This is a genomic window from Plantactinospora sp. CNZ320, assembly GCF_002846275.1.
This window is the reverse complement of record NZ_PJMP01000001.1, coordinates 1,625,260-1,637,544: the sequence shown is the minus strand read 5'-3', so window position 1 is coordinate 1,637,544 and position 12,285 is coordinate 1,625,260. Positions and strand designations below refer to the sequence as shown.

Genomic DNA, 12,285 nt, shown 5'->3' with positions numbered 1-12,285 from the left:
GCCGCACGCCGTCCAACTCGCGATCCGGGCGTTTGTAGTGCTGCGCTTTCGCGTGGTAGGCAGGGTCGTCGCTCACCTTGTCGATGGCCGCCCGCAGCCGCGCCGACTCACCGCGTGCACCGGGATGAACTCGCCCGCGCCGAGGTACCTGAGCCGGGCGGGCTGACGCACACCAGCCGACATCAGGCCAATAGGCTCGTGAAGATCGACGCTAGTCTTGCCGGCTTGTTCTGTAGCGCTCCTCGGGAACCAAGGTAAGAACCCAGGGATGCGGCGCTATAGCAGTGCAGGAAAAGTGGCGTTGCGGTGGCAGAGCATAGATCATTGATCCCCCCGATCCGCTGGTCTACATCCACCAGCGGCGATCGCTTGACGATCTCTCTGGAGCAGGATGCTACGCCGGACCCGCAGCGGGAGTCCAGTCCACTTTGTTACCGGATCCTTCCCGCCACTGCGCCCGCGCTGCCTTCCAGGCAGCTCGAGTCAGGTGGCAAGCGAGAGGATGAGATCAAGCGCATCTCAGTCCATTGGGCAAGATCAACGAATAGTCGTCACTGAATTCGGTCTCGCGCCGAGGGCGCCGCCCCGTGCGACAATGCCGTCGCGGATCGGCTGTACCTACGGGTCAGGGGCTTTGCGTAGTCGTCTGAGGGTGCTTCTGACCTGGGATTTCGCAGGTTCGTCGGCCTGATTGGAGGGTGACGTAGGACGGGTGCGGTCCGTCGGTGATCATGGAGTTGCTGAGACAACATGACACCGAGAAGGACCACACCCGCGCATGTCATCATCGCTGATCGACGTGATCCGTCACCATGCCCCCGCCCCGCCCGGCTCCTTGACTGCTGGAGGTGAGGCGTTTGGCCTGTTGGAGGCCCTGGCGAGGGTTCCCGATCCGCGTGACCCGCGTGGTGTCCGGTACCCCCTGGCCAGCGTGCTCGCGGTCGCGGTGTGCGCGGTGATGGCCGGGGCTTGCACGTTCGCCGCGATCGTCGACTGGGTCGATGATCTCGATGCGCCGGCGTGGGGCCGGCTTGGGTTCACCGGTCGGGTTCCGGTGCTGAGCACGGTGTGGCGGCTGTTGGTCCGCGTTGACGCCGAGACGTTGACGGCGGTCCTGGCCGACTGGCTGTGCTCCCGGCTGTCGGCGCCGCCGCCGATCAGGCGGGTCATCGCCGTGGACGGCAAGGTGGTGCGCGGCGCGGTCCTGACCGAGGGACGGGTCCATCTGCTGTCGGCCTACGACACCTCGACCGGTGTGGTCCTGGCGCAGGTCCAGGTCGCGGCGAAGTCGAACGAAATTCCCGCGTTCGCCCCGCTGCTGGAACAGGTCACGGCACGGCTGGGCAGCCTGGCCGGGGTGGTGATCGTCGCGGATGCCCTGCACGCACAGGTCGCCCACGCCCGAGCTGTCGCCGCTGCCGGTGGGGACCTGTACGTGTCGGTCAAGGCCAACCAGCCGACCTTGTACGCTCAGCTCAAACGGCTGCCGTGGGCGCAGGTGTCGATCGGGGACCAGCACCGCGACACCGGACACGGCCGCCGTGAGACCCGCACCGTCAAGGCGCTGACCCTGCAGACTCCCGGCGGCATCGGTTTTCCCCATGCTCAGCAGGCCGTCCGGATCACCCGCACCCGCACCGTGGCCGGCAAGCGAACCCGGGAGACGGTCTATCTGGTGGCCTCGTTGCCCGCCGCCCACGCCCAGCCTGCCGACCTGCAGCAATGGGCCCGGCTGGAATGGCACATCGAGAACCGGCTGCACTGAGTCCGCGATGTGACCTTCGGCGAGGACGCCCACCGAGCCCGCACCGGCACCGGACCCGCCGTCGCAGCCGTCCTCCGCAACACCGCCATCGGCTTCCACCGCGGCAACGGCGAAACCAACATCGCCCGAGCCACCCGACGCGCCAACCGTCGCCCACACGACCTCATCACCACCGTGACCAGCAGCTACCCGACTACGCAATGACCCTGACCTACGGGTAGTCAGTGGTGGCGGCTGACGTGGCTCAAGCGAGACCGTGCGCTCGCCGTACTACTCACCGGGTCTCACGCGGTTGGCCGCCCGGCTCGCCTCGGGACCGGCCGGCGGGGGAGTGGTGCCCTTGCTGGTGTTGCGCTACTGCCGGCTGGGTGGCTCCGGTACGTGACCGGGCGCGGGCAGGGGTGGCGTTGCTGTTGGCGGGTGATCCGGGCGGCTGTCTTCGGGTGGCGCTGCCCACCATTTTGGCGGGGAGTCGCGGACCCGCGCTGGCTTCGCCGGGGCCGGCGGGAGGGGTCGGTGAGCGTGCCGTCGCGGCGGCAGCGCGGCCCCGCGTCGTGCCGCTTGGCTTGCCCGGGTTGTCGTGCGGGTTCTGCTGTGATGTAGCGGTGAGGGCGAAGGATACGGACGAGCTGACCGTGCTGGTGGACCGGTTGCGACGGGATCGTCGCCGTGACCCGTACGCGGGCCGGGATGCCTACTCCCGGGCCGCGCGTGAGGTCGCGGACCGCTGCCAGAGACTGATCGACGCGGGTGAGGCGGCGGTCGCGGTGCCCGTGCTGCGCAAGGCGGTCGACCGGATGACCAGCGCCCTGATGTACATGGACAGTTCCTCCGGGGTGCTCGGCAACGACCTGGCGAACCTGATGGAGGTGTACGCCCGGGCGTGCCGGGCCGCGCCGCCTCGGCCCGTTGGGCTGGCAGCGTGGCTGGTGAAGCTGGTGTGCGAGGGCCCCGGCTGGCCGGACGTGGTGCTGCGCGAGTGGGCACCGGCGTTGGGGGCGAAGGGCGTGACCGAGATGGCACGGTTGGTCGACGGGCGTGCCGCCGCGGCCGACCCCGATAACTGGCATCAGCAGTGGGCGGTGCGGTACCTGCGGGAGCAGTTGGCCGAGGTCTCCGGCGACGTGGACCGCCACGTGCGGATATTGGCGGAGCACCTGGCCAGCGCCGACCAGTACGGGCGGATCGTACGGGTACTGGCGCAGGCGCACCGGCTCGCCGAGGCGATCAACTGGGCCCGACGCGGGCTTGTTGAGTATCCGTCCGGCCACCAGTCGGTGAAGCTACGCGACCTGCTGGTGCGGCTGCTGATCGAGACTGGTGAACCTGGGGCGGCGGTGGCCGAACGCCGGGCTGCGTTCGACGGCCAGCCGACGCTCGACAACTTCCGGTCGCTGCTGGCGACCGTGGCCGAGACCGACCGGGAAGCCGCGCACACCGAGTGGGCGTTGGCGGTGGTACGTGACCGCGCCGCATGGCAGGAGGCTTACCTGCCCGATCTGATCGACGCGCTGGTGCTGGCCGGCCGTGACGACGAGGCATGGCACACCGGGCTGGCCCGCCTGGACGAGTTGCCCGCCCGGCAACGCGTCGAGCTGCTGGAGTTACGGCGGCGAACCCACCCGGCCGAGGTGCGGGAACCCCATCGGGCGCTCATCGACGCCCAACTGATGGACTCGTACGACAAACGCCGCTACGACAAGGCGATCACGCTGCTGCGCAGCCTACGCGAGGCGTATACGGCCACCAGCGAGACCGCGCAGTTCGACGCCTACCTGCAAGCGTTACGCGCAGAACACAAGCGTCGGCCGACGTTCCTGGCCAAGCTCGACGCCGCTCAGCTACAACCCGACCGGTAGGGTGTACGCCCGTGGCGGTCCGCATCGATGTTGAGGCGTTTCGTGATTCGATCCCGACAGCCGTGGGTGAGGCTGCGGCACGGCTGCTGACCGACGACAGCGTTGGTGAGTTGGAGCCGGCCGGTGGCGGTTTCCAGGCGGTGGTACGCGACCGCGGCGCCGCCTTCCAGCCGTGGGTGGGCATCGTTGACGGGGTGTTTACCGGCGACTGCGACTGCGGGATCACCGGGGATGCACTTTGCGCGCACGCGGTCGCGACAGCGTTGACCGCGTTCACCGCCGGCGTCGCCTTCTCCGGCGCCGCAACCCCACCCGGCGCCGTCCCCGCGGAACCCGAACGCGCCCAGTACCTTGAGGCGGTGCAGCGCCTCTCGCCCCGCCAGTTGGCGGACCTGGCGGCGGGGTACGCGGTTCGGGACCGCCTGTTCGCCACCCTGTTGCTGGGCGAGGCCGGCATGCTCAACGGCGCCGACGAATCCGGTCTCGCCGACTTCCGCGCTGTTGTCCGGGACGCGTCGAATGTGACCACCGGTAGCAGGTGGCAGATCTCCGATGTGGAGGCCGCCGGGCACCGCTTGGCTGCCGAGGTCGAGATCCTGTGCGCCCGCCCCGCGACCTCTACTGCGCTTGAATTGGTCGAGGAGGCCATCCTCGTCTGGGACGAACTATCCGGACACCTCCGCGACGCCTACCACATCACCCGCACCGAACCGGAGGAGGTCACTGAGCCGCTCGTGGGCGCACACCGTGATCTGTGTGAACGCCTCGACCTTGACCCGGGGGAGATTGCCGAGCGGCTGAACCGGCTCGTTGAGCGCTGCCGCTACGACACCATGGACGTTGGTATGTACGCCGATCTGCTCGGCGAGTACGCGGGCACGGTCACATCCGCTCGCTGGTAGCCCCGCTGCACAGGTCCGCCGCGCGCGGTGACCGGTGCGACCGCGGCCCTCGTCGCGCCACAAAGACGTGCTCCCGTCCTGATGCGGATGAACATCAGCATCGCCCTGGATGTCCGAGACATGCTCGGTGGCGTCCTACCCAACTCGATCACCCAGCCGGGTACCGAAATCGTCTACGTTCGGCGCTCGGTGCCCGACCACATCGCGGCGTTGGTCGAGCTTATGCAGGACCCGGACCGTGAACTGACCGTGGGCGGCTCGACGGTGACCGCCAGCGAGGTTCTCGGCGAGACGTGGGACGAGTACACCGACGACGTGATACGCAAGGTCACGACGCACATCAAGGTCGCTGATCTCATCGGCGCCCGCCGTGCCCTCTGGTACGCGGGCTTGTCGGGAATCATCTACGCCTTTGCCTGGTTCCCCAATCCCTGGTGGTCCCAAGCCGCCGTCCGTCGATCGGAACGTCGGCCACCGTCCGCAGGTGAAATCCGTGCACCCGCCCCGACGACGGCCCGCACACCGGACAGACCGCGGTGCCCTGCGGAGTCCGTGCCCGCACCACGATCCGCTCGCCCTCATCGACGACATCCTCTATGACCAGCGGGGAAAGACCCGAGAACACCGTCCGCACCAGCTCGTTGACATCCTTCACGCGAGTGTCAACGACCATCACAACTCTCCGTCACCACCGAATGTGAGTCAGGGCCGTTATTTGTACAGTCCCCTTTCTAGCAGCCTTGGATGCGGCGGGACGTCGACTAGCCTTCCGATTGTGGCGGCAGACGATCTCCCGACCGGGCTTGTCGAGTCTGAGCAGCGGTGTTGTTGACAGATCGCGGCCGGGATGCGTTGTCGGAAGAGCGGGTGGCAACCGTCGGTTCCGGCTGACCCGATCGTTGGGCCGGGTACCTCGGTCAGCCCGGGTACTTGCCGTCCGGCGAGCGGACGCAGGGGGACATCACGATCAGGGCGATCCAGACCCGGTCACCCGAGGTCGTCCAGGAGAACTGGAAGCCGTCGGCGGGGTTGACCAGATCCAACTCGGCACCGGCGCCCCCGGGCAGGACCCGGAAGTTCTTGAGCTCATACCCCTTCGCGGTCCACTCGTCGCGGAGCCGTTCCAGCGCCATGGTGTGGCGCTCGACGGGGAGCGTCACGTGGCTGAACCCGGAGACGTGGAAAACGGCGTCGTCACGGTACCCATCGCAGGGTGCCGGTCTGACGGACGGCGCCGGATCCGGGCTGCCCTCGCCGATCGCCTCCGTGGCGGCACCGAGGTGCGCGCGGGTCGCCGCCTCGACGTCCGCTCTCGACTGGCTCTGCACCGTCGGATCCTTCCCGTTGTCCGCCCCCGAGCAGCCGGCGAGGGCCGCCAGCACGGCGGCGGTCGCCACCACTGCGGCTCGTACCCTCATCGTGGCGACTGCCCGTGATCGAGAGTCACCTGGTCGTAGAGGCCGAGCACGATCCGGCCCTGGTTCTTCAGGCTCTCACTGCCCGGGGTCCAGTATCCGCTGTGCCCGGAGGTGTCCACCTGGTAGCGGTTGGCGCCGAAGTCCTGGTCGGTCGGTTCGTTGTCGTGCACCCCGGGAATGCTGCCCGTCGCGCCGGTCATCGGGTCGTTCGCCGCGCCGCCCGCCCAGACGTGCCGGGGATCGAGTTGGAGTTCTCCGGCGGTGCCTACCGACATTCCGGGACTGCCGGCCGTCACGATGTCGTGTACGGTCAGGCCGTCGCCTCGGCTGGCAGCCTCGCCCACCACCACGCTGCCGTAGCTGTGCCCGATCACCGTGGTGTGGCTCGGCCCTGGATCGTGTGCGGCGTTTAGGCCGTTGACGAAGCTGTCCAGGGCCGGGGCGCCGGCCTCGGCGTGTCCGGTACCCATCGCACTGGTGTCGAATCCCGGGGCGTCGTAGCCGAGCCAGGCGATCACCGAGACGCCGCCGGCCGTCGGGCCGCCGATCTGTTGTGCCGCTTGCTGCACCTCGGCTGCCCGGTCGATCTGCCCGCGCATGTTGTCGAGTTCGGTGCCGGTGCCGGGGACCAGTACGGCGGTGTGCGCGGCGCTGTCGGGATTGCCGACCGCGACGATCGCCTTTCCGTCGTTGGCGTTCTCCAACCCGAGCAGGTACAACTCCTGGCCGACCGGCCCGTACTCGGCGGCCTCCAGTTTGTCGAGCAGCGGAAGCAGCCGGTCCAGTTCGCGCCGTTCCTGCGCACCCCACTCCGGCGCGTGCCCCAGTTCCGCGACGTGTGACCGCAACGCCAGCCGGTTCGCCTCGTCCCGGTCGGTGGCCGGCAGCCCGTCCAGCGCGCCGAGCCGGTCGGGATGGGCGGTCAGGTACAGCAGGCGCTGGTCCTCGCTGAGCCCGTCCCACCAGGCTCGAACGCTCGTCGGATCGGTGCCGTCCGCCGGGATGGCGGACTCCGCCACGCCGAGCAGGTCGGCGACCTCCCGGGCGTCCAGGATCGCGTTCTTCCATTCGAAGGTGTCCATGGCGCCACGGTCGAGCGGCTCCAGCTTGCCCAGGGCGTGCTTGATGTCCGCGTCCGCGTCGTCCGCCTCGGCGAGCAGCTTGCCGATCAGGTCGGTGTAGATCTCGGCGTTCTGGTACTGCAACGCCCGCTCGGCCCGGCCGTCGTCGAGGTGGATGTGCCAGTCCTGCGCGGGCGGCGGCACCACCCGACCGTCCTCCTCCACCCGCAGCCCCAGCAGGTCGCAGGCGTCAATCGCGGCGTGCAGGCGCTGCTGGACGTCACGTAGCCGCTGGGCGGCGTTGCCGAGCACGATCGCGGCCATCCGGTGCAGCAGGGCGGCCAGCTCGAACTCGTCGTCCAGCAGGTCGAGGCGGGCGAAGAGCGCGGACGCCGCGTCGCCGGACCAGCCGGAGGTTCGCAGCGGCGCGGTCAACTCGGCGACGACCCGCCGTTCCAGTTCACCGGATCGGCGGGCCAGCAGCCGCCATGCCTCCGCCGCCTCGGTCAGCGTGCCGAGCCGGGCGTCGCGCAGGTCGACGTACGTGATCACGCCGGTTCACCGTCCCACCGCGCGGAAGTTGTCCGCGCTGGCCCGGTCGCTATGCCGGTAGTCACGGGCGCACAGGCGTAGGCCCTCGGCCAGCGCGTCCAGCCGCTGTCGCAGCTTGCCCAGGTCGTCCTCCCACCAGTGCAGCAGGTTCTCCAGTGCGGTCCCGGTCTGCCAGCCGCGCAACTCCCGGGCCACCTGAGTGGTCTCCGGTTTCACATCCGTCAACTCCCGGTCGAGGCCCACCCGCAGCTCGGCCGCCACGCCGGCCTTCGCCTCAAGCAGTGCCGGGTCGACTCGTACCTCCGTAGCCATCGATGCCCCTCCCCGGATCGGAGGGTAGCAGGGCGGGCACAATACGTGTCTCCGTCGGAAACGGCGCCAGGTCGGGACCGACGAAGTGCAGCCGGTTCGGTCGCGCGCCGGTGCGGATGGTGGCGCCGAGCGGGCACGGGCACGGCGGATCGGCCTGTACGGGATGAGCGGCTCAGGCGGAGAGGTCGAGTACGTCACCGCGACTCGTACTGGGCTTCGGCAACCTCACCGAGGACGCCGTTCGCGACGCCGTCTGCATCATCGCCACGCTCGCCAAACACCGCGCACGCCCGCTGGGGACGCCGACTACATCGACTCGCCCCGACCCGGTCACCGCACCGCACGTGCATTGGATCTTCGCGCAGCGGATTGCCGGAACCAGTGCCGCCGGCATCGCCCGCACCCTCAACCACCTGGGAGTTCCGTCACCATCGCAGTACGACCGCAGCCGCAACTGGCACCGGACAGCGGAAGGGTGGACGGTGCGGACGGTCGCGGAGATCCTCGCCAACCCCCGCTACACCGGCCGGCAGGTATGGAACCGGCAACGCACCGACGTCAACTCCATCAGCAGCGGGCACGACCAACGAGACACCCGATGGAACCCCACCACAGACTGGGTAATCTCCAAACAGCAAGCCCACACCGCGCTGATCAGCGAGCAGGACTTCATCACCACCCAGGCCATCCGCCCCCACCGGACCGCCGCCGCCGGCGCCACCCGCAGCTACCTGTTCACCGGCCTACTGCGCTGCGCACCCTGCGGTCGCAGGATGGAATCCCACTGGGTCAACCAGCGCCCCGGCTACCGATGCCGCCACGGCCACACCAGCACCCGACACCCCACGAGCCGACGTCACAAGATCCTCTACCTGCGGGAAGACCACATCATTGGCAGGCTGGCCACCCACTCCGACTTCGCGGAGACCCTCCGTGACCCACACAAGTTGGTCAGCTTCCTGCGCACCAACAAGATCATCATCGTGTGCGATCAAGAAGCCTGCGCGCCAGCAAGAAAGACATCCACGCACGTCAGGACACGATATCCATGATCGATATGTGGTAATGATGTGTCCGAGGGGGGACTTGAACCCCCACGCCCTATACGGGCACTAGCACCTCAAGCTAGCGCGTCTGCCATTCCGCCACCCGGACCTGCATTACGTCACCGAGCCACCGACGAGACAACGACTTGTCCTGTCGGCCGCCCGCAGCGCCGCACGGGGGACAACTGTACACGGCGCCCGTAGATCACGCACGGCGGCATACCCCGAGCCGTCGGCGCCCCTGCTTCTCTCATACTGGCACCATGATGATCACTCGCAGCAACCCTGAGAAGCTCCATGCCACCCCGGGCTACCACCACGTCACGATCGTCCCGGCGGGCCGTACCGCCTATCTGGCGGGGCAGTGTCCGTTGGATGCCGGAGGGGTACTGGTCGGTTCTGGCGATTTCGGCGCTCAGGTGGACCAGGTCGCCGCTAACGCCATGATCGCGCTCGAGTCGGTGGGCGCCGGGCCGGAGCACGTGGTTCGTACGGTCATCTACGTGGTCAGCCCGGACCGGGACGTGCTCGCCGAGGTCTGGCGGCGCTTCCAGGCGTCCGCGCTCGCTCCGGCGTTCAGCACTGCCAGTACTCTGCTCGGGGTGGCCCAGCTGGGCTTTCCGGGTCAGTTGGTGGAACTCGACGTCACTGCTGCCCTGCCGATGTGATCCGCCGGGAGGCGGCGCGCGGACACTCCCGGCAACGGTGATCATAAGTCCCGGCGCGCTTGCACTCCGTAGTTGTAGATCGAGGGATCGACCGGCCGCGCGTGGGGTCACCGGCTCGGCGAGCATGATCAGGTATCCGGTGACCACGCGGTCCGGTCGTCGGTCAGGTGGGCGAATTCACCCCGATGTTCCCGCTCGTCACGACGCCGCCTTCATCTGCCTCGGCCGCCGTCGCTGGCGTTCCTGGTGTCCATGCTCCACGACAAAGATCCCTACCCACCTCGGTCAACGGGCGTCGCTGCTGCCACCCGACTCCTCGCCAAGGACTCTCACCCGGTCGTCTTCAACGTCATAACCGATGATCGGCGCTGTGTCCGAGCCCTCAGCGGTCATCACCACCGGCTTGCCCAGCCTGCGGCCGATCGCCCTCATGAACCGGCACAACACGTCCAGCCGCCGCTGACCCTGCACCTCCCGCAGATCGATGTCGAAGTCGATCTGCTCAGCGGCGTATGGCTGAAAGATCGCCAGTACCCCCGGGGCGGGCCACACCTTCAACGTCACACCCGCCTCGTCCCGCAAGCGCAGCATGTCCTCAACCCGATGCGGCACCCGGACCACGCGCCCGTCCACCGCGTACTCGTAGGCCCATCCCGTGGACCGGACAAGATCTACAACGGCCTGCCAATCAGCGACCGTCGTATCCGGCACATGCAGGTCCGGCAACACTCCGTTCGACGCCGGGTCGAACCACTCCCTTACGTCATCCCATTCAAGATCAGACACCTGGCCATGCTGCCGCCGTTCACCGCGACCCGCACCCCTGTTGCTTCACAAGGCGATAGGACACCCGCCGCGCCTACGCTGCCCGGTACGGCGGTCACCGCCACCGGCGGTGGCGCCACTGCGGACGGCGCGACCTGACCTTCCGTCCGGCGCCGGCCGAGAAACGGCAGGTAAGCCAGATCCATTGTGGATCAGCAGCCGCGTGGGCGCCGAACCGTGTCGATGTTCTCGGGCGTGTCCCACCCGCCAGGATTGTTGACAATGTTATTGGTAATCGTGTTGGCCACCCCTATGATCGGTCTGCCTCCGACAAGCGTGGCGGCTTCCGACCCGGACGTACGCGTGCCCGCGGAACCGCTCGGGAAGGATCGTCGATGACAGCGTCTCCGATCGGGCGCGGTCCGATCCTGGTGGTGAGCGCACACGCCGCCGACTTCGTCTGGCGGGCCGGTGGCGCCATCGCCCTCGGCGCCTCCCGGGGCCGGCAGGTGCACGTGCTCTGCCTCACCTTCGGCGAGAAGGGTGAATCGCAGGGGCTGTGGAAGCAACCCGGCATGACCCTCGACCGGGTCAAGGAGGCCAGACGCGACGAGGCGGGCCGGGCGGCGAAGGTACTCGGTGCCGAGATCGAGTTCCTCGACGCGGGGGACTATCCGCTGCGCGCCACTGACGACCTGTACGACAGCGTCGTCGCGACGATCCGCCGGGTCGACCCGGCCGTGATCCTCACCCATCCGGCCAGGGATCCCTACAATCTCGACCACTCGCTCAGCCACGAGATCGTGCTCCGGGCCCGGATGGTGGCCCAGGCGGCCGGACACGACCGGGAGACCCGACCGATCGGCGCCCCGAACGTGTTGCAGTTCGAGCCACACCAGCCCGAGCAGTGCGGCTTCGTGCCGAACCTGCTGCTGGACATCACCAGTGTCTTCGAGCGCAAGGTCGAGGCGATGCGGATCATGGGAGCCCAGGGTCATCTGGTCGGGTACTACACGGATCTCGGGGTACGGCGCGGGGTGCAGGCGGTCCGTAACGGCGGCGATCGGTCGATCACGCACGCCGAGGCGTACCAGCGGGTCTTCCCGGTGGTCGGCGGCGAACTGCTGTGAGCGGTCACGTCATCGTCAGGGTCGACGCCGCCCCACCGCCCGACGCCGTCGCGCGACTCGGCCGGCAGGGCGTGTCGACGGTGCACGAGGCGCAGGGCCGTACCGGCCTGCTGGGGCACCTGCTCAGACCCATCTACCCGGGTGCCCGGATCGCCGGCCGGGCGGTGACCGTCTCCGCCCAGCCGGGGGACAACCTGATGATCCACGCGGCCGTCGAGCAGACCCGCCCTGGTGACGTACTCGTGGTCGCCTTCACCTCGCCCAGCACGGACGGTGCCTTCGGCGAGCTGCTGGCCACCTCGCTGCGGGCCCGTGGTGTCCTCGGCGTCGTCATCGACGCGGGCTGCCGTGACGTCGCGGCGCTGACCGAACTCGGCTTCCCGGTGTGGTCCCGGGCGGTCTCCGCGCAGGGCACCGTGAAGGCGAGCCCGGGTTCGGTGAACGTCCCGATCGTGCTCGGCGGCGGTTACGTGCGTCCGGCCGACGTGATCGTCGCCGACGACGACGGAGTCGTGGTGGTGCCACGCGAGCGGGCCCGGGAGGTCGCCGAGGCCGGCGCCGAGCGCGAGGCCAGGGAGGAGGAGAAGCGGCGGCAGCTCGCGGACGGCATGCTCGGGCTGGACATGTACCACCTCCGGCCGCTGCTGGATCGACTCGGCGTCCGGTACGTCGACGCGACCGACCAGGGCGACGCCACCGACCAGGACGACGCCACCAGCCAGCGCGACGCGATCGGCCAGGACGACGCCCAGGATGCCGGGCAGACGCGAGCCGCACGCCCGCGCGATCCCGACGCCCGATAGGACC

12 protein-coding genes, 1 tRNA gene and 1 pseudogene are annotated in these 12,285 nt (G+C 68.8%); 8 read left to right on the top strand and 6 right to left on the bottom strand.

The window, feature by feature from the left end; all coding sequences use genetic code 11:
- The first annotated feature begins 778 nt into the window (after positions 1-778).
- From CLT71_RS07120 to CLT71_RS37855, 4 genes are all read left to right on the top strand, one after another.
- Positions 779-1,765, top strand: a complete 987-nt coding sequence (locus CLT71_RS07120; protein WP_486483109.1) for an ISAs1 family transposase — start codon at positions 779-781, stop codon at positions 1,763-1,765.
- Between the two features lie 9 nt (positions 1,766-1,774).
- The gene (locus CLT71_RS37860) at positions 1,775-1,969 is read left to right on the top strand and encodes a hypothetical protein (protein ID WP_486483108.1); all 195 of its coding nucleotides are present in this window, start codon (positions 1,775-1,777) and stop codon (positions 1,967-1,969) included.
- Between the two features lie 401 nt (positions 1,970-2,370).
- Positions 2,371-3,624 carry a hypothetical protein gene (locus tag CLT71_RS07115; protein WP_101366404.1) on the top strand — a complete coding sequence of 418 codons (1,254 nt, stop codon included), beginning with the start codon at positions 2,371-2,373 and terminating at the stop codon, positions 3,622-3,624.
- An 11-nt stretch (positions 3,625-3,635) separates the two neighbouring features.
- Entirely contained in the window at positions 3,636-4,526 is an 891-nt protein-coding gene (locus CLT71_RS37855; RefSeq protein ID WP_486483107.1) for a hypothetical protein, read from the top strand.
- A 442-nt stretch (positions 4,527-4,968) separates the two neighbouring features.
- Here CLT71_RS37855 and CLT71_RS07105 read toward each other — a convergent pair.
- The 4 genes and pseudogenes from CLT71_RS07105 to CLT71_RS37850 all read right to left on the bottom strand — a co-directional run.
- Positions 4,969-5,199, bottom strand: a pseudogene (locus CLT71_RS07105) (ISL3 family transposase); the annotation flags it as partial.
- A 244-nt stretch (positions 5,200-5,443) separates the two neighbouring features.
- Positions 5,444-5,944, bottom strand: a complete 501-nt coding sequence (locus CLT71_RS07100; RefSeq protein ID WP_143743390.1) for a hypothetical protein — start codon at positions 5,942-5,944, stop codon at positions 5,444-5,446.
- Positions 5,941-7,557, bottom strand: a complete 1,617-nt coding sequence (locus CLT71_RS07095) for an alpha/beta hydrolase (protein WP_101366402.1) — start codon at positions 7,555-7,557, stop codon at positions 5,941-5,943. The genes CLT71_RS07100 and CLT71_RS07095 overlap by 4 nt, the downstream gene beginning before the upstream one ends.
- A gap of 6 nt (positions 7,558-7,563) precedes the next feature.
- Positions 7,564-7,869, bottom strand: a complete 306-nt coding sequence (locus CLT71_RS37850; protein ID WP_143743389.1) for a type VII secretion target — start codon at positions 7,867-7,869, stop codon at positions 7,564-7,566.
- Between the two features lie 344 nt (positions 7,870-8,213).
- On the opposite strand from CLT71_RS37850, the gene CLT71_RS37845 reads away from it, so the two are divergent.
- Complete coding sequence (locus tag CLT71_RS37845; protein ID WP_486483106.1) at positions 8,214-8,921, top strand: recombinase family protein; 708 nt, start codon at positions 8,214-8,216, stop codon at positions 8,919-8,921.
- A 19-nt stretch (positions 8,922-8,940) separates the two neighbouring features.
- Here CLT71_RS37845 and CLT71_RS07085 read toward each other — a convergent pair.
- Positions 8,941-9,024: transfer RNA gene (locus tag CLT71_RS07085), tRNA-Leu, on the bottom strand.
- 154 nt (positions 9,025-9,178) lie between these two features.
- Here CLT71_RS07085 and CLT71_RS07080 point away from each other — a divergent pair.
- Positions 9,179-9,583, top strand: a complete 405-nt coding sequence (locus tag CLT71_RS07080; RefSeq protein WP_101366401.1) for a RidA family protein — start codon at positions 9,179-9,181, stop codon at positions 9,581-9,583.
- Positions 9,584-9,868: 285 nt separating this feature from the next.
- Here CLT71_RS07080 and CLT71_RS07075 read toward each other — a convergent pair whose 3' ends face one another.
- The gene (locus tag CLT71_RS07075; RefSeq protein ID WP_101366400.1) at positions 9,869-10,369 is read right to left on the bottom strand and encodes a hypothetical protein; all 501 of its coding nucleotides are present in this window, start codon (positions 10,367-10,369) and stop codon (positions 9,869-9,871) included.
- Positions 10,370-10,743: 374 nt separating this feature from the next.
- Here CLT71_RS07075 and CLT71_RS07070 point away from each other — a divergent pair, with 374 nt between their 5' ends.
- Complete coding sequence (locus CLT71_RS07070; protein WP_101366399.1) at positions 10,744-11,478, top strand: PIG-L deacetylase family protein; 735 nt, start codon at positions 10,744-10,746, stop codon at positions 11,476-11,478.
- Entirely contained in the window at positions 11,475-12,281 is an 807-nt protein-coding gene (locus CLT71_RS07065; protein WP_101366398.1) for a 4-carboxy-4-hydroxy-2-oxoadipate aldolase/oxaloacetate decarboxylase, read from the top strand. The genes CLT71_RS07070 and CLT71_RS07065 overlap by 4 nt, the downstream gene beginning before the upstream one ends.
- Positions 12,282-12,285: the final 4 nt, after the last annotated feature.